At 71.9% G+C, this 16,959-nt stretch carries 17 protein-coding genes; 11 read left to right on the top strand and 6 right to left on the bottom strand.

Features of this window, described 5'->3' with window-relative positions:
* The first annotated feature begins 10 nt into the window (after positions 1–10).
* The 4 genes from ACIRQF_RS01270 to ACIRQF_RS01255 all read left to right on the top strand — a co-directional run bounded on the left by ACIRQF_RS01270 (position 11) and on the right by ACIRQF_RS01255 (position 3,320).
* Positions 11–448, top strand: a complete 438-nt coding sequence (locus ACIRQF_RS01270; RefSeq protein ID WP_404087824.1) for a hypothetical protein — start codon at positions 11–13, stop codon at positions 446–448.
* Positions 449–992: 544 nt separating this feature from the next.
* A complete protein-coding gene (locus ACIRQF_RS01265) occupies positions 993–1,910 on the top strand; it encodes an oxygenase MpaB family protein (protein WP_404087822.1) in 918 nt (305 codons plus the stop codon).
* A 220-nt stretch (positions 1,911–2,130) separates the two neighbouring features.
* Entirely contained in the window at positions 2,131–2,460 is a 330-nt protein-coding gene (locus tag ACIRQF_RS01260) for a hypothetical protein (protein ID WP_404087820.1), read from the top strand.
* A gap of 254 nt (positions 2,461–2,714) precedes the next feature.
* Positions 2,715–3,320 carry a hypothetical protein gene (locus ACIRQF_RS01255; protein ID WP_404087818.1) on the top strand — a complete coding sequence of 202 codons (606 nt, stop codon included), beginning with the start codon at positions 2,715–2,717 and terminating at the stop codon, positions 3,318–3,320.
* A 64-nt stretch (positions 3,321–3,384) separates the two neighbouring features.
* Here ACIRQF_RS01255 and ACIRQF_RS01250 read toward each other — a convergent pair whose 3' ends face one another.
* From ACIRQF_RS01250 to ACIRQF_RS01235, 4 genes are all read right to left on the bottom strand, one after another.
* On the bottom strand, positions 3,385–4,701 hold the full coding sequence (locus ACIRQF_RS01250) for an AI-2E family transporter (protein ID WP_404087816.1): 1,317 nt from the start codon (positions 4,699–4,701) through the stop codon (positions 3,385–3,387).
* A 20-nt stretch (positions 4,702–4,721) separates the two neighbouring features.
* A complete protein-coding gene (locus ACIRQF_RS01245; RefSeq protein ID WP_376633870.1) occupies positions 4,722–4,877 on the bottom strand; it encodes a DUF6131 family protein in 156 nt (51 codons plus the stop codon).
* Between the two features lie 277 nt (positions 4,878–5,154).
* Positions 5,155–5,769 carry a hypothetical protein gene (locus ACIRQF_RS01240; RefSeq protein ID WP_382483858.1) on the bottom strand — a complete coding sequence of 205 codons (615 nt, stop codon included), beginning with the start codon at positions 5,767–5,769 and terminating at the stop codon, positions 5,155–5,157.
* 104 nt (positions 5,770–5,873) lie between these two features.
* Positions 5,874–7,991, bottom strand: a complete 2,118-nt coding sequence (locus ACIRQF_RS01235) for an RICIN domain-containing protein (protein WP_404087814.1) — start codon at positions 7,989–7,991, stop codon at positions 5,874–5,876.
* 566 nt (positions 7,992–8,557) lie between these two features.
* Between ACIRQF_RS01235 and ACIRQF_RS01230 the strand changes: the two genes are divergently transcribed.
* Entirely contained in the window at positions 8,558–8,953 is a 396-nt protein-coding gene (locus ACIRQF_RS01230; RefSeq protein ID WP_389755962.1) for a hypothetical protein, read from the top strand.
* Positions 8,954–8,994: 41 nt separating this feature from the next.
* Here the strand turns inward: ACIRQF_RS01230 and ACIRQF_RS01225 are convergent, their stop codons facing one another.
* Entirely contained in the window at positions 8,995–10,599 is a 1,605-nt protein-coding gene (locus tag ACIRQF_RS01225) for an FAD-binding oxidoreductase (protein WP_404087811.1), read from the bottom strand.
* 67 nt (positions 10,600–10,666) lie between these two features.
* On the opposite strand from ACIRQF_RS01225, the gene ACIRQF_RS01220 reads away from it, so the two are divergent.
* The 5 genes from ACIRQF_RS01220 to ACIRQF_RS01200 all read left to right on the top strand — a co-directional run bounded on the left by ACIRQF_RS01220 (position 10,667) and on the right by ACIRQF_RS01200 (position 14,538).
* Positions 10,667–11,314, top strand: a complete 648-nt coding sequence (locus ACIRQF_RS01220; RefSeq protein ID WP_404087809.1) for a TetR/AcrR family transcriptional regulator — start codon at positions 10,667–10,669, stop codon at positions 11,312–11,314.
* A 277-nt stretch (positions 11,315–11,591) separates the two neighbouring features.
* A complete protein-coding gene (locus tag ACIRQF_RS01215; protein ID WP_389755953.1) occupies positions 11,592–11,963 on the top strand; it encodes a hypothetical protein in 372 nt (123 codons plus the stop codon).
* A gap of 257 nt (positions 11,964–12,220) precedes the next feature.
* Positions 12,221–12,961: a class I SAM-dependent methyltransferase gene (locus ACIRQF_RS01210; RefSeq protein ID WP_404087807.1), complete on the top strand. Its 741-nt coding sequence runs from the start codon at positions 12,221–12,223 to the stop codon at positions 12,959–12,961.
* A 253-nt stretch (positions 12,962–13,214) separates the two neighbouring features.
* Positions 13,215–13,964: a DUF998 domain-containing protein gene (locus tag ACIRQF_RS01205; RefSeq protein ID WP_404087805.1), complete on the top strand. Its 750-nt coding sequence runs from the start codon at positions 13,215–13,217 to the stop codon at positions 13,962–13,964.
* Positions 13,965–14,121: 157 nt separating this feature from the next.
* Entirely contained in the window at positions 14,122–14,538 is a 417-nt protein-coding gene (locus tag ACIRQF_RS01200; RefSeq protein WP_404087803.1) for a hypothetical protein, read from the top strand.
* Positions 14,539–14,674: 136 nt separating this feature from the next.
* Here the strand turns inward: ACIRQF_RS01200 and ACIRQF_RS01195 are convergent, their stop codons facing one another.
* On the bottom strand, positions 14,675–15,085 hold the full coding sequence (locus tag ACIRQF_RS01195) for a hypothetical protein (RefSeq protein WP_404087801.1): 411 nt from the start codon (positions 15,083–15,085) through the stop codon (positions 14,675–14,677).
* 465 nt (positions 15,086–15,550) lie between these two features.
* On the opposite strand from ACIRQF_RS01195, the gene ACIRQF_RS01190 reads away from it, so the two are divergent.
* Positions 15,551–16,765: a glycoside hydrolase family 64 protein gene (locus ACIRQF_RS01190; RefSeq protein WP_404087799.1), complete on the top strand. Its 1,215-nt coding sequence runs from the start codon at positions 15,551–15,553 to the stop codon at positions 16,763–16,765.
* Positions 16,766–16,959: the final 194 nt, after the last annotated feature.

Raw genomic sequence — 16,959 nt, 5'->3', positions numbered from 1 at the left:
GACGACGGCCATGACCGCCGACTGGTACGTCCACATCGAGGAGGACACGCGTATCACCCAACGGGCCGAGGGCGTGGAGCTGAAGTTGCACCGATGGATGCTCGTGGGCACGCACCTCATCGGCCAGGACGAGGCCGAGGCGGTCGCGGCGGCCGAGGACGCGGCGCTGCACTACGTGCCGCGCGTACTGGCCCGGCACGCCAAGCCGGGGGACGAGCCGGCCCGGCACGCCCTGCTCGCTCAGGACGGGGCATGGGTCGTGATCGTGAGGCAGCGTCAACGTGAGTGCCACATACGCGTGACCACCGCCCGGCTGATGCATACCCGGGAAGAGAAGGAAGCGCCGCCGAAGAGCCTGAAGGAGAAGTTCCGGAGCGCCGTGGAGGGCCCGCCGCTTCCCGCGGAGCCCTGGACCTGGACGCCACGGGGCAAGGCCGACCGGGTCTGACCCGCGCCCTCGCAGCGCCAGGAGCCCTGCCGTGCTCCTGGAGTGCCGGGGGCGTCGGACTCTGCGTGACAGGTGTCGGCGGCGGTGCCCGCCAGCAGTTCCGACGGACGAGCGGTGGACCGCGGTCCGTCGTCACCGCCGCCGTGGTCACGTCACCGGTTCCGGCCCGGGGCCCGGAGCGGGAAGTGGTCCCGGTTGCGGAAACGGATCCGGGCGCGGGCCGGGGGTGGGCGGGTCCGGCTCGGGCTGCGGTGGCGCCGGCGGAACGGGATCGGGGCCGCCGGGCCCGGGGACCGGCCCGGGCAGCGGCCCCGGCGTGGGCCCAGGCCCCGGCGCCGGGGTGGGGTTCGGCGGGACCGGGTCATTCGGTGGCGTACTCATATCCGGCGCGTACCCCCGTAGTGACATGGCAGTCGTACGCCGTCCTGGAAACCGGCCGGCGAGCCATGCGGCGACCGGCCGTCGAGTCGCCGTCGAGCCACCCGTCGGGTCGGGGCGGGTGTCGAGTCGGCCGACCCTCGAGCGAGGGGTGCACACTGGAGAGGTGGTCTGGCCCCCGTCGCGCATCGGCGAGCTACGAGAGCGGGCCGGTGAGGCTCTGCTGCACCGGGTCGCCGGTCCCACCGCGCACGCGAAGCGGGCTCGCATCCACGGGACGCCGGGTCCGCGCTGGTTCGGCCCCGACCGTCCCGTGAGGCTCGTGCACGCGGACGCTGCGATGTACGTCGGCGGCCTCGCCGCGCTGCTGCTCCAGTCACTGCACCCCGTGGCGATGGCGGCCGTCGCCGCGCATTCGGGATTCGAGAGTGACCCGTGGGGGCGGCTCCAGCGCACCAGCACCTTTCTGGCGGTCACGACGTTCGGTACGGCGCAGGACGCGGAACGCTCGGTGGACCGGGTGCGCCGCGTACACGACTCGGTGCAGGGGCGGACTCCGGAAGGGGTACCGTACCGAGCCTCCGATCCGCACCTCCTCGCCTGGGTCCACGCCGCCGAGACGGCCTGCTTCCTGAGGGCCCATCAGCGGTATGGACGGCGCCCGCTGGCTCCGGAGGCGGCGGACGGCTACGTCGCCGACATGGCGACCGTCGCGCGCCGGCTCGGGGTGATCGACCCGCCGGAGAGCACCGCCGAACTGGCGGCGCGCCTCGCGGAGTACCGCCCGGAGCTGCGCGCCACCGCGCAGTCGCGTGCGGCGGCGCGTTACTTGCTGTCCCGTCCTCCGCTGCCGTGGCCCGCGCGCCTGCCCTACGCGTTCCTGGCGGCAGCGGCGGTCGAGCTGCTCCCGGCCTGGGCCCGGGCCCGCCTCGACCTGCCGTATGCCACGCGCCTGCTGCTGCCGCTGGCCCGTCCTGGCGGGCACGCGGTCGTCGCGGCGATCGGCTGGATCATCCCCGCGGCGACACGGCGGAAGCGAGGACCGAGAGAGGGATTTCCCCAGCCCGAGCTGCGCCCCTCCTGAACTCCTTCGAATGGGTGCGCCGCCGACGGGGTGAAAGGGACCATCGCGCGACATCGTCGCCCCCGAGCAGACGGTCGCGCTCACCGCGACGCCTGCCAGGGGTGCGGTTCCCACGGCTGGCGACTCCTCGCCAGTTCTCCCGCATTCCTGCCGATGTGCCGCGCGCATCCGTAGGTTCCCTGTGGTGACAGTCAGTGCTCATCACAAGGTAGGAGTGCCCATGCATGTCCGTCAGCGCGTCGCGGGAACCGTTGCTGCCCTGGCGCTCGCGGCGAGTGGCCTGCTGGCCGTCGCGCCCGCGGCATCCGCGTCCGTGTCGTCCCCGTCCGCCCTCACCTGTTCCTCGCGTCTGATCACCGGAAGCGGTGGACACCGAGGGGCCGAGATCCGGTGCACCGGTTCCTCCTTCACCGGGGTCATCGACTGCAGGCGCGTCGACAACGGCTACGTGTACCGGCACTTCGGCAACCGCGTGGCGTCGGGTGGCACGTCGACCGTCTGGTGCGACCTGAACGCCACCGTGGTCCAGGCCTACGGGACCCCCAGCTGATCTCGGAGCCCTGACGGCAGCGGGGCCGGCATCGAAGCGCGGCTCGCCGGGCGACATGTCGCACGTCGTCCGGCGGTTCCCGCCGCGTTCGCATCCCGCAGGCGGCCCGGACCGGTATCGGCATGGACAGACGACTGGAGGGGAGGTGACCCCGTACGGTCGGGGCCGGACCATGACGGGGCGTCACGCATTTCCTGCCCCCGTCCGGGACCGACCGGTCTCGTCCGCTGATGCCGCCGGAACAGGGAGCACCCATGCGCCTCTACGCCCAGACCCGAGCACGTCGTTGGCGTCAGGTACTGGCCGATCTGACGGCTGTCCTGCTGGTGATCGTCGCCGTGCGGTTCGCCCTGGCCGTCCGGAGCGCCATCCTGGTGCTGGCCGAGCCGGGGAAGAAGGTGGAGGACGCCGGGGGAAGCCTTGCGTCCGGTCTCGGCGACGCGGGGGACGCGGCATCGCGCGTCCCGTTGATCGGGGGCGTCCTGAAGAAGCCGCTGCGGTCCGCGGCCGATGCCAGCGTGGGGCTCTCGGACGCCGGGCAGTCGATGCAGGACCTGGTGGGCCGGGTGGCCAACCTGACGGCGTTCGCCCTCATCCTCTTCTCGGTGGCATTCGTCCTGGTGCTCTGGCTTCCCCCGCGCGTGCGATGGATCCGGCGCAGTGCCCGGATCCGCGAACTGCTGGACGCTCCCGGTGGCGCCGATCTGATGGCCCTACGGGCGTTGACCGGACCGCTGAAGGATCTGGCCACGGTCCCGGTTCCGCCGGGTGGGCTCGCCGACGCGTGGCGGCGTGGCGACGAGAAGGTCATCGGCGACCTGTGCGGGACGGCACTCCGGCGGGCCGGCCTGAGCGTCTGAGCCAGGAGTGAAGGACCATGCGATGCGGCGGAGCGTCGCCCTGCCGTTACGGCTCGTCCTGCCGCTACGGCGGAGGGTCGGCGGACGGGGGGCCGGTGGCCGGAGGACCCCCGTCCGGGGACCGGGCGTCCTGCGGCGGTGCGGCAGGGGAAGATGCGGGGGGAGAGGGTGCGGACGACGGCGCGGGGGCCGGTCCGCCGGCGGCAGCGGTGCGGCGGAGTCGGCCGACCACCGTCTTCAGCACCGCGACCAGAGGTACGGCGACCACCGCGCCGCCGATCCCCGCGACGGTTCCGCCCGCCGCCACGGCGAGGACCACGCCCAAGGGGTGTACCCGGACCGCCCGGCCCAGGATGAACGGCTGGAGTACGTGGCCCTCGATCTGCTGGACGATCAGGACGACCATCAGCACCATCGCGGCGGCGAACAGTCCCTCGGTGACGAGCGCGACGAGCACCGCCAGGGCGCCCGAGACCACGGCGCCCACCAGGGGGATGAAGGCGAAGAGGAAGATGAAGACGGCGAGGGGCACCGCCAGCGGCACCCCCAGGAAGTAGACGCCGAGCCCGATGAACACCGCGTCGACCAGGGCCACGATCACGGTTCCGCGAACGTAGCCGGTCAGGGTCGCCCAGGCGGCGGGGCCGCAGTCGGCCACGGCGGGCCGGGCGGCGGCCGGTACCCCGATGAGCGTCCAGCGCCAGATGCGCGGGCCGTCGTACAGCAGGAACAGGGTGGAGAAGAGGGCCAGCAGGATGCCGGTGATCACTTCCACGAGGACGGTGACGCCCTGCAGCCCCGTCGACGCGATGCCGCCCGAGGTGAGGCTCTTGCCGAGATTGTCCGTGACGGAGTCGATCTGCTTCTCCGTCACGTGAAGCGGACTGCTCAGCAGCCACCGCTTCAGCTCCCCGAACCCCTCGCGGACCCGATCGGTGAGGACGTCCGAGTTGTCCATCACCTGCCAGACCACGAACCAGCCCGCCAGCCCCAGGAGTACGAAGCCGCACAGGGCGGTGAGGGCGGTCGCCGGGCCGCGGGGGACGCCGTGCCGGTGCAGGCGGGCCACGGTGGGCTGGAGGAGCGCGGTGACCAGCAGGGCCACGACGAAGGCGAGGACCACGATGCGCAGCGCCGACACCACGCGGAGCATCACCCACAGGCCGCCCGCGATGACCAGGAGCCGCCAGGCCGCCTCGGCGGCCACCCTCAGCCCCCAGGGAATGGCCTCCGCCGGCGGCGGACGTGGTGGCGGTGGGCCGGCGGCCTCGCCCTGGGAGGGCATGGCGTCGGACTCCTGGTCAGCGGCTCGCAGACGCGCCCGCACGGAGGTGGCGGTGGGGCCTAGCCGCCTCCGCCACCAGCCGGTTGCGGGATTCATCACTGCCGGGCCGGAGCCGGTCAGTAGTAGTGGTTGCGGCCGGCGACCGCGTGGCCCATGGCTCCCATGATCCAGAGGACGGCGCCGATCACCAGCAGGATGATGCCGATCGTCCAGAGAACCGAGATACCCAGCGCGAAGCCGAGCACCAGCAGAATGATGCCGAGAATGATCATGGCTGCTCTCCACTCCGGGGCGGCGGCGGCACCGGACTGGTACCCGGCCGTGGCGCGGCCCCTCTTGCAGAGCCGCAGCTACCCGTTTCCGCACGGGCTATGCGGGACCGAGAGGAAATCTGCCGGGAGTGGACGGGGCCGCGCGGCGGGGCGCCGGGGGCCGGGCCGTGGGGCACTGCAGTGCGCACACCGGCTTCGAGATCCAGGCGCACTTCACCCACGGCCACCCACTTCACCCACGACCACCCGGGTTCCGGCGCACAGGACGGACGGGTGGTCAGCGCCGCCGTGCGCGTCTGCGCCGTATCCACACTCCCGCGGCGGCGCCGACGAGAGAGGCGGCCGCGAGCCCCAGGATGGTCAGGCCGGGGGCCCAGCTCTCCGTGCCCTGCTCGGCGGGCGTGGAGGCCGACGCGGACGGGGCCCGGGAGCCGGGAGCCGGCGACGTCTGCCGCAGCCCGGTGGGCTTGGGCGTGGACGCGGTCCCGCCCGGAAGCGACGAGGTACCCGGCGACGCGGACACCGCGGCAACCGTCAACTGCCGCTCGGCGTGCCCGAGCGAGGGTTGCCCGGCCTCGACGGTGACCTTCCAGACGCCGGCCGGCAGGGCTTCGGCGGTGGTCCAGTCGGTCGGGCGGGCGCCGCGGACGAGCTTCCAGGGGCCGGCCGTACGGCGGCCGTCCGTGCTGACCGCGCTGACCAGCGCGGCGACCTGCTCGTCGACAGGGTCCCCGTCGTTCTCCCAGGTCACCTCGGTGAGGACGTGGCCCTCCCGGTGGCCGGTGATGACCACCTCAAGGGTGTCTCCGTGTGCGGCGGCGGGCTGCGGCAGGGCGAGGCCGAGGGCGAGCGCTGTCGTGAGGACGAGTGCGGGTCGGGTGACGTTGTGCATGGCGGTGCTCCGGTCCGGCGGTGGAGGGAATGCGTGGCTGCGGGGGCGGGCCGCCGGTCGGCGGCCCGCCCGATGGGTGACGCGGAACGGCTCTGCGGGTGGGCTCAGCCGGCCCGGCGGGCCGTCCAGATCTGCGCCGGTCGTCCGTCGACACGCTGGAGGTCGAGCAGCCAGGACCCGTAGTACGGACGGCTGCTGACGGTCAGGGCGTAGGCCCCGCTCCGGTCGGTGAGCGTGACGGTGCCGTTGGCGACCGTCATCCGCCACTGCTGGGCCGAGGAGCCGGGGGCGCAGGGCTGCTGGGCCACCCACATGCCGGGGGCAGGGGTGCCGCCGGGCTGCAGGCACTTCGCGGAGGCCGCGGACCGGACGCGTACGAGACCGCTGCCCGCGTCGTCGAAGTACCACTGCTGCTGCTCGTACCCGTTGCTCTGCGCGCCGACAAGGACCGTGCCGTCGGCGCTGCGGCCGCCCCACAGCTGGGCGCTGAGCCCGGTGCTGCCGTTGGAGAGCAGGTATCGGGTGTCGGGGGAGGTGGTGCCACCCGACCCGGCGGTACGGAAGCTCGTCGCGCGGCCCGGCCCGCTGTCGCGTCCCTGGCCGTCACGGACGGAGACCGCGACGGTGTGCGAGGAGCCCGGCCGCAGGTTGTAGATGCGCAGCGCGGTGCCCTGGACCCAGGTCAGGTGCCTGCCGTCGAAGAGCACCTGGTACCAGGAGGCACCGTTGACCCGCGGCCAGCTCACCACGACGGAGTCCGCCTGGACCTGGCCGACCGTCACGTCCGGTCCGGCGCCGGGCCGCGGACCGGTCGGGGTGGGCGTCGGGGTCGGTGTCGTCGTGCGCGTGGGGGTGGGCGTGGGGCTCGGGGTCGGGTCCGGTCCGGTGCCGCCGCCCTCGGCGCGCATGAGGAACTGGTTGTCGGCGATGTTCCAGTGCGTGGCGAGATAGCTGCCCGGGCGGGGGCTGGTGTGGAAGTAGTCGTCGTGGTTGCAGTCGAGGATGTTCTCGGAGGCGCGGTTGGTACAGACGTTGCGCATCTGCGGGTAGTACGGGCTGTCCGAGTAGCACATCACGTCCCACTCGTCCGTACAGTGGGCGCCTCGGCTGGTGTTGGGCGCGCTGTTGTTGACCGCGCCCAAGTTGTGGCCGAGTTCGTGGGCCGCGGTGTGCCCGCCCCAGCAGCCGCTGTCCGTACGCCCGTACGAGGGGCCGAAGTTGCTCAGGTTGGACTGGCTCGGCCGCTCGTCCCCGGCGAAGGTGCCGATGCCGCAGTACACCTGCGCCTCGGCGAAGATCATGTACTTGCGGTCGCGCCGGTCGAGGCCCTTGGCGGCGAGCGCCCGGTTGGTGGCGCTGAACTCGGCCAGGGCGGAGTCGGGGAGCTCGATGTTCAGGACGGTGGGCGTGCAGTCCGCGGCCGTCACGTACCGGATGTGGCGGACGCCGCCGGTCTCCTGGGCGCTGGCCGAGTAGATGAGGTCGGCGTCGGCGGCCCACTTGCGGAAGGAGGCGAGGTACTGGGAGTACCGGTCGCTTCCGGGGCCGTGGACGTAGACGACCTGGACCCGGTTGCCGGTGCTGCCGTCGCTGTCGCACTGGACGGTCTGCCCGGCGGGGCCGGCGGCGGCGGTCGTCGTGGAGCCGGTGGCGGCCGGCGCGGTGGTCGCGGTGGCGCTCGGCGACGCGGCGGCCGCGGTACGCGGCGCCTGTGCGTCGACGGCGGGCGCGTCCTGCGAAGGCCCCTGGCTCTTGCGCGGGGCGGGCTGCGGAGCCGCAGGCTTGGCGGGATCGGCCGCCGGTGCCACGGACTTGACCGCGGGCGGCGTGTCCTTCTTGATGTCGACGCCCTTGGGCGGGGCGTCGGGGCCGTGGGTGCACAGGCCGGTGGCGGTGGCGTAGACGCCTGCGCAGCGGTCGCCCTGGGGGGCCACCTTGAGCCCGTCGTACACCATGCCCCGGGCCGGCTCGTTGGACGGCTTCTTCTGGATCGGCTCCGGCTCCGCGTCCCTGGCCGGTGCGGCGGCGGGGACGGCGATGTCGGTGACGGGGGTCTCGAGGCGGGCGAGCGGCGTCGCGCTCGAGTCCGCACGCCCCGCCTCGTAGGCGATGCCCCCGGCTATCAGCGCCGCGACGGCCATGGCGGTGGTGACACCTATGAGGGGTCTGCGAGGACGTGCCTCGCGTGCCTGGCTCGCCTTCGGCTTCCTATGTCTAGACATGCACACCTCAACTCTTTGGTCAGAAGACTGGGTGCGCGGAAGCCTGTCAGAACCTCCCGGTGAAGAATTCGGACAAAGGGGAGAGGGTGCAAAGAATCCATTCCGTTACCTACGCCACCGTATCTGATGAACACTCAATTGCCTTAAAAATAAAGGCAGTTACGCGCGTCGCGGAGTCTTGGTCCAGGCCTTTCCGGTGATGCCGTTATGTAATTGAAATAAACGGTGATGGCTATTGACGTGAATTCAGTAAAGGATTCACCTAATTTCTCACGTCGTGAATCCCCCCGATCACCACCCGTGATCGGCCGTCAACTCACGCGGCCGGCCATGTGCTTCGAGCCCACCGGACGGTGACCGCCGACAGGGGGAACGCGCCCCGGAACCCGCCGCGTTCGACCCGTGCCCCCGTCATGACCTCCGCAACCCCGCGCCCCGACCGCCACCGGTCGGGGCGCGTTCGGGCGGACCGTCGGCCAGGGTGGGATGATCCTTCCCTCTCCCGTGCGCGTGGCGACGCCACGTGGCCCGGGTCGCCGCTGACCGACGAGGAAGACGAAGGAACGATGACGCTGAACGTGGGCCAACGGGTGCGGCTGGCGACGGACCTCCGGCTGGCCGGAACGGTGACCCCGGCCGGGGAGCCCCCCGAGGAGAAGGGTGCCTTCGCCGCCTCGCTGGCCCTGGCGGCGGGCGTCGAGGGCACCGTCGAGCGCGTGGACGAGCATCAGCGGCAGCAGGGCCACGAGGTCCGTGAGTACCTGCGCCTCAAGTCGCTCCTCGACGATTTCGGACACCAGATGCCGCCGGCGAGCAGAACGCAACTGGAGGAGCAGGTTGCGGCCCTGGAAGAGCACTGGGTCGCCTACCGGCGACGGATGCTCCACGTCACGGTCCGCGTCCGGCTCGACAACGGATTCGTCCTCGACGAGGCGCCCCAGGAGGCCTTCACCACCGCCTGACCGGGTGCCGGGGCGCTCGCTCCTCGCTCGCCGGGCCTCCGTCAGTCGACCAGGACACCCGGGTTGAGGATGTGGTGCGGGTCCAGGCTGTTCTTGGCGGCTCGGAGCGCCAGCGCGAAGGGCTCCGGACGCTGGCGGTCGTAGGCGGGGCGGTGGTCGCGGCCCACGGCGTGATGATGGGTGATCGTGGCACGGTGGCGGTGCAGGACGTCGGTCGCGGCGGCCTTGATGTCGTCCCAGACCTGGACCTCGTCGCCGGGGCGGCCCGCCACGGCCACGGTGAAGTACGGTGCGGCGCCGTCGGGGTAGACGTGGGTCAGGCGGCAGTTGACCGTCGCCTCGTGCCCGGTGGCCTTGCGGGCCGCGGCGCCGACCTCGGCGCGAACGGCGTCGATGAGCGCGGGGACACGGTCCCAGGTGGCGGCGGTCTCGAAGGTGTCGACGACCGCGCCCATGCGGGCCAGGCCGTCCCGCAGGTACGGCATGCGAAGGAACGCCGAGCGCCATGCGCCGACGGCCGCGTCGGCCCCCGCGCCGCGGTCGCCCGTCGGAGCCCCGCCGCGGCCGCCGTGGGCTCGGGCCAGGTCGAGGGCGGTCTCCAGTCGGTCGTCCACCCGGACGGTGGCGGATTCGAAGCCCAGAACGAGGACGCTCGAGCCGTCGTGCGAAGCTCCGGACAGCAGCGCCTCGCCGGGGTCGAGCAGTCGGCAGTTGGCCGGGGCGAGGTCCGACTGGGCGATGGCTCGCACCGCCTCCAGTGCGCGGCGGAAGTCGGCGAAGGCCACGGACGCGGAGGCCTTGTGCAGCGGGCGTTCCTGCACGCGCATCCAGGCCTCGGTGATGACGCCGAGCGAGCCCTCGGAGCCGAGGAACAGCCGGTCGGGCGACGGGCCCGCGCCGGACGCGGGAAGCCGCCACGAGGCGCTCGTACCGGCCGGGGTGACGACGCGGAGGGACTGCACGAAGTCGTCGATGTGCGTGCGGACGGTGGCGTAGTGCCCGCCGGCCCGGGTGGCGAGCCAGCCGCCGAGGGTGGAGAACTCGAAGCTCTGCGGGAAGTGACGCAGAGTCAGTCCGTGGGGTCGAAGCTGCCGTTCCAGTACGGGGCCGAGGGCACCGGCCTGGATCAGGGCGGAGCGGCCGGTGACGTCGATCTCCAGCACCCGGTCCATCGCGGTCAGGTCGAGGGACAGTACGGCGCGGTGGGTGTCGCCGCGGTACTCCACGCCGCCGACCACGGAGGAACCGCCGCCGAAGGGAACGACGGCCACGGCGTGCTCGCCGGCCCAGTCGAGCAGGTCCGCCACATCCTGGTCGCCGGCCGGGCGGGCGACCAGGTCGGGGATGCGGCCGGGCCGCCCGCGCAGGGCGCGGATGACGTCGCGGTAGGCCTTGCCCATGGCGTGGGCGGCACGCTCTTCGGGGTCGGCGGTGACCAGGTGGGCCAGGGAGGACGGGGGTTTCGCGCCCGGCCGTCCGATGGGGAGGTCGGCGACGCGGGGGAGTGGCAGCGGGCGGGACAGGGTGCCCGGCAGCAGGGCGCCCAGCGCGAGGCATTCGGCGTCGTCGGGGTGGGCGTCGGCGTGTCCCCAGCCCCACCAGGAGCGGGGGCGGGAGGGGCGGGGGTCGGTCACGGTGGCAGGCATGAGGATGCTCCCGGTGGGATCCTTGAATTTACCCTTCGGTAAATTACCGTAGGGTAAGATCAGGGGTATGACAACACCTCCCTCCAAGGCGGGCACCAAGGGCGTGCCGAGGGCCGAACGCGAACGGCAGGTCCTGGCCGCCGCCACCGAGGAGTTCGGCCGGAACGGCTACGAGGCCACCACCATGGCCGCCGTCGCCGCGCGTGTCGGCGTCACCAAGCCGCTGCTGCACCAGTACTTCGGCGGGAAGCAGGACCTCTACCTCGCCTGCCTGGACCCCGTCGGCGACCGCCTGCTCGGAGCCGTGCGTACGGCGATGGCCGCACCGTACGCCGAGGCGCCGCCCACGCCCCTGCGGGTACTGGACGCCCTGTTCCACGCCCTCGACGGGCAGCGCGAGGCATGGTTCGTCCTCTACGACCCCACCCTGCCGCCGGACAGTGACGCCGCCCGCCGTGCGGCGCACTACCGGGGCGCCATCGACGACCTGGCCGCGACGGGCACCGCCGATCTCCTGCACACGGCCGGATCCGGCGACCCGCTCGACGCCGACGCCCTCAAGTACGCGTGGCGCGGCCTGTGTACGGCCCTGGTCCGCTGGTGGATCGGTCACCCCGAGCAGTCGCCCGACGCCATGACCCGGCGCTGCGGACGCATCCTCGCCGCGGCGCGGGCCGTCGGGGGAGCGGTGCGCCTCGACGGCGAGGAGCCCTGAGGGGGCAGGGCCGGGTGCGGGCGCGGCGCATGGATGAGCGAGGGTCGCCGCGCTCCTCTCACCGGACGGCGCCGCGAGCCAGGTTGTCGAACCGCCGAGCGCCGCGACGCGCCTCCGGAAGGCGCACCCTCCCTTCTTGCTCGCCCGAGGGAGGTGCACCCTCCCTTCTTGCTCGCCCGAGGGGGGACATGCCGCCTCCGGCCAGGCATACTTACCGGTCAGTAGGAACTTGTCCTCCGTGTGCCGCTCCCTGCGCACCCCCGTCCTGAGGAATCCGATGCCCTCGACCGAACGATCCGCTCTGCTGCTCGCCGGCCTGCTCGCCTCTGCGGGTGCCGCCCATTTCGTGGCGCCGAAGCAGTTCGACGCCCTCGTGCCGCGTGCCCTGCCGGGCAGCCGCCGGAGCTGGACCCTTGCCAGTGGCGGCGTGGAACTCGCCCTTGCTGCCGGCCTCGCCTGCCCGGCCACGCGCCGGACGAGCGCCCGCGCCGCGGCGCTGTTCTTCGCGGCGGTCTTCCCGGCCAACGTGCAGATGGCGCACGACTGGCGCCACCGGTCCACGCCGGCCAAGACCCTCGCGTACGCGAGACTCCCTCTGCAGGTTCCCCTGATCCTGTGGGCCCGCCACGCCGCTCGCGCCGGCGAGTAGGAAAAGGCCAGGCAGGGGGAGCCCCTCACGGACCCGTCCACCTCCACCGTCCACCGTCCACCCGTCCACCTGCTCGCGCGTGCGCAGGGTGCGCTTGGTGTCGGTGCATCGTTGACCGGGGCCAGGGCTCGTCCGGGGGATCATGGGTCGGGTCGGGTCGGGTCGGATCGGGGGCGGTCCGGGGCGAGGTGAGGTGACGGCCGGCCAGTGCCCTATTTGTGTTGACCGCCACCGGCAGGCGGTGCTGGAGTCGGCACGTGGACAGCATCCCCGCCAACCGGCGGCTCTGGAACCGGATCAGCAGCACCTACCAGCACGAGCACGACCCGCAGATCGGCGCCGCACCCCGGCTGTGGGGCATGTACTCCATCCCCGACGCGCACCTGCATGCGCTGGGCGACGTCACCGGCAAGCGCGTCCTCGAACTCGGCTGCGGCGCCGGCCAGTGGTCCAGGGCGCTCGCCGTCGAGGGCGCCACCGTGGTCGGGTTCGACCTGTCCGAAGCCCAACTCGCCGCAGCGGCACGCGCGATGGGAGGGGCCCGGTACCCGCTGGTGCAGGGCGCCGCCGAACAACTCCCCTTCGCTGACGCCAGCTTCGACCTGGTGTTCTGCGACTTCGGTGGGCTCAGCTGGGCGCCCCCGCACCTGGCCGTCCCGCAGGCCGCACGCGTCTTGGGCCGAGGCGGGCGCCTGGTGTTCAACGTTGCCAGCCCATGGTTCGAAGCGTGCTACGACGAAGCCGCCGGCCGCGTGACCACGACCCTGCAGCAGGACTACTTCGGGCTGAACACCATCGCCGAAGGCGACGGCGCGACCAGCTATCAGCTCACCTACGGCGACTGGGTCAGGGTCCTGCGCGGCGCGGGTCTCGTCATCGACGACCTCATCGAGCCGCGGCCCGAACGCGGAACGCCCAACGGCTACAACGAAACCGACCCACCCGACTGGGCACACCGCTGGCCGGCGGAACTACTCTGGGTAACCCGCAAACCCTAGGTGCCGGTCGCGCCGGGACACGAAGGTATCCCGTCGCCGGACAGGCGCCAGGGGCCCACGGTCTGCGACGTCGCCGAGGGCGCCCTGACTCAGGGGCGAGGACCACGACGGACTCGCGTTCCTGGGGACGCTGGTCCTGTTCCCCGCCACTGGGGTCCGCCCCACCCTGCTCCGGGGGGCTTGTCGGAGTGCCTGAGTCCGGCAGCGCATGATCCTCTGTGCGTACGGCATTCGCGCGACGGAAGGTGGGCGGGTGAGAATCCGGATCGGATACTCGGCATGGATCGTGGGCGTGATCCAGTTCTTCGTCATCCACTGGATCGCCGAGTCGGCCTGGGCCGGACCGTACAGTTGGGCGCGCAACAACATCAGCGACCTGGGCAACGCTCGCTGCGCCCTGCAGCAAGAGCCTGAGCCGCGGTACGTCTGTTCCCCCGAGCACGGTCTGATGAACGTCTCGTTCGTCGCCCTGGGAGTCCTGCTCGTCGTCGGGGTCGTCCTGACCGCTGGTGTCCTGTGGCGCGGAGGCCGGGCCGCAGCCACGGCCCGCGTTCTGCTCGCCGGTGCGGGCGCGGGATTCGTGCTGGCCGGGCTGGCGCCGGCCGATGTCGACGAGAACCGGCACGTCGTGGGTGCCCTCCTCATCATGGCAGCGGGCAACATCGGTCTCGTAGTGGCGGGGTTCGGCCTGGCGGACCACATACCGGCCTCCTTGCGGTGGGGCACCGGTCTGCTGGGCGTGACAGCGATCGCTGCCCTCGGGCTGTTCCTCTCCCGGCACTACCTCGGCCTCGGCATGGGAGGTATGGAGCGCGTCGCCGCTCTTCCGCTCCTGTTCTGGGCGCTGGCTGTCGGTGCGCATGGCGTCGTCCGTAGGCCCCGTACGGCGCGCGAGGCGGAGAGCCTCGAGGGGGCTTGGAGAGGAACTCCTGCCGGTCCCGTGCGAGATCGACCTGTCCGGCCACGCGCCGGACGGGTCGGCGGTCGGGGCGAACGGGCCTGACTGCCGCGCTGCAGCTGCGGAACGGTGCGCTGTCGACCGAACGGCGGAGCCGCGGACGGGAGGCGACGTCCGGAACGCGAAGAGGCGGCATGGACCCGGTCAAGCAGTGTCCGGATACTGGCCGTTGACCCTCAGCCTCGACACGCCTGGAGACGACGTGCGTACTCGCCTTGCTGTCGCCCTTGGTTCCGCCGCCCTGACGTGCGGCGCCCTGCTGACCGCCCCACCGGCCGGTGCTGCCGACTACCCGGTCAGCAGCTTCGACGTCACCTACGGGCAGACGTACACGCGGGGCACCATCACCTGGTACGGGCGGTCCGTGGTGGTGGCTGGTGAGCACAAGTCGGTGGACGTGAACAGTTGCCGTGGCACTACCGCGTTCACGCTCGACTCGCAGAGCCATCAGATGGGAGTGGGCCTGTCCGGCAACGTGTGCGGGGCGAGTGACACGTTCTCCTTCCTCGTGCCGGCGGATGCTCCGGGTGGAGCGGCGGTGGTGCGGGTGTGCCTGGACAACGGGGCGGACGGCCCGCAGGTCGTGTACCTGAAGTGTGTGAGGTACGGCCACCCCTGACCCGCGGCCTGGTGGGCGAGGCCCCGCGCATCGGAATCGCCGTGTGCCCGGGCCTCGCTCTGCACCCGTGCTCAGGAACCGGCCATGGCACGTAGTTCGCGGAGCGGGGCCGCCGGGCCCCGCTCCGCGCGGTGGGTCACCACAGATGGCGGACTCCGTAGGCGATGGCGCCGGCGAGACCGAGTCCGCTGCCATAAGCGAGGCCGCGGAGAAAGTGTCCGAACGCGGCGTGGCATTGGAGCCGGAGATACCGTCCGAGGCGGCCGTAGTGAGGCTCGCGGTAGTGGGCGCCGGTACGACGCCAGGTGTTGAGGACCCGGCAGTAGAGGATCAGGCCCCCGTACCCGTACCCGTACCCGTAGACGGGAGCGGGCGGGAGGAGAACGCGCAGAGCGGCCGGTGTGCTGGGGGCGGTTTCGGGTGTTCGGGTGTCGGGAGCGACGCGGACATGGCTGAGTATGGCTCCGGGCGCGACGTCCGCGCCCGTCCCTTCCGGGGCGGCCGGTGTGGCGGTGGTCAGTATCGGACTGCCGGCAACAGTGCTCATGCCGTGGTCAACCGGCCACGGGGGCCGGGTGGCACTGGTGACGCACTTGCTTCACCCCTGATGGGGGCCGCTTTCCCCGGCAGGAGGGAAATTCCTCATCCATCCGGGGTGAAATGCATCCGGGATCGAAGCCATGCGCTGGAATGCATCGGGGTCGAACCCACCCGAGGCGGAATGCATCCGCCGCTCGCAACTGCCCCACCGCGTTCGACGGCCAGTCAGCGATCAACGGCGTCAAACGCTCGCGGTCGGTGCCCTGGACCAGATGGCCTCTACGCCAGGGCTGGTGATCGCCGCGTTCCCCGGGCCGGCGCGTCGACGGCTCGTGAGCGGCGTCCGAGCGAAGTCCGCGGTGCTGCCCACCACTTGATGCATTGACAGGTCCGGCTCACCTTCACCATTCTTGAGAGCGCTCTCACGAGCTCACTTCCCCCGTACGGAGTCCCCACCTCCGAGGAGCCCTCCATGTCCCCACGGCATAGGCGCAAGCACATCCGGCTGATCCCGCTGGCCGCGGCCGCGCTGATCGGCACCACAGCCATCGTCGTCGGAGTCGGCGACCCCGACCCGGCCTCCGCCACCGTCCCCGCGACGATCCCGCTCACCTTCACGAACAACTCGGCACGTGGTGAGCAGGTCTACGTATACAACCTCGGTACCGAGCTCTCCACGGGCCGACAGGGATGGGCGGACGCGAACGGCACCTTCCATCCCTGGCCGGCCGGGGGCTCGACGCCCGTTCCCGCGCCCGACGCCTCCATCACCGGCCCGGCCAACGGCGGGTCGATGACCATCCGGCTGCCGAAGTTCTCGGGCCGGATCTACTTCAGCTACGGACAGAAACTGGTCTTCAAGCTCGCGACGGGCGGCCTCGTGCAACCCGCGGTGCAGAACCCCAGCGATCCCAACAGGAACATCCTGTTCAACTGGTCGGAGTACACCCTCAACGACTCGGGCCTGTGGATCAACAGCACCCAGGTCGACATGGTCTCGGCCCCGTACGCCGTCGGCGTGAAGCGTCCCGACGGCACCGTCGCGAACACCGGGCGCCTCAAGCCCGGCGGCTACCGGGGGTTCTACGACGCCCTGCGCGGACAGCCCGGCGGCTGGGCCAACCTGATCCAGACCCGGGCCGACGGCACGGTGCTGCGCGCGCTGGCGCCGGGCCACGGCATCGAGGCCGGTGCGCTTCCCTCGGGAGTGATGAACGACTACATCAACCGCGTCTGGACCAAATACGCCACCTCCACCCTGACCGTGACCCCCTTCGCAAACCAGCCCTCGGTGAAGTACTACGGCCGGGTCTCGGGCAACGTCATGAACTTCACCAACAGCGCCGGGGCCGTCGTCACGTCCTTCCAGAAGCCGGACTCCGACAGCGTCTTCGGTTGCTACAAGCTCCTCGACGCCCCGAACGACCAGGTACGCGGCCCCATTTCCCGCACGCTCTGCGCGGGTTACAACCGCTCCACTCTGCTCACCAACCCCAACCAGCCCGACACCTCGTCGTCCGGCTTCTACAAGGACACGGTGACCAACCACTACTCCCGCAAGATCCATGCCCAGATGGCCGACGGCAAGGCGTACGGCTTCGCCTTCGACGACGTCGGCGCCCACGAGTCGCTGGTTCACGACGGCGACCCGCGGCAGGCGTACGTCACGCTCGACCCGTTCGACTAGGACCCCGGGGGCGAGCCGACCAGGGGCGGGAACGCGGTGGTCGGTCGGACGCGGAGGGGGAGCGGTTGCAGCCGTTTCCCCTCCGCGAGCGAAGGCTGTGCAGCAGGTCCCGTCGATCGCCGACCGGTGGTCGACGGGATCCCGCCCCGGGCCCGGCCGGCCGTGGCGGCTCTTCACCCCAAGATCCGGCAGCC

The sequence above is a fragment of the Streptomyces sp. NPDC101191 genome (assembly GCF_044767915.1).
In the GTDB taxonomy this organism is placed as follows: domain Bacteria; phylum Actinomycetota; class Actinomycetes; order Streptomycetales; family Streptomycetaceae; genus Streptomyces.
This window is presented reverse-complemented; position numbering and strand designations above follow the sequence as displayed.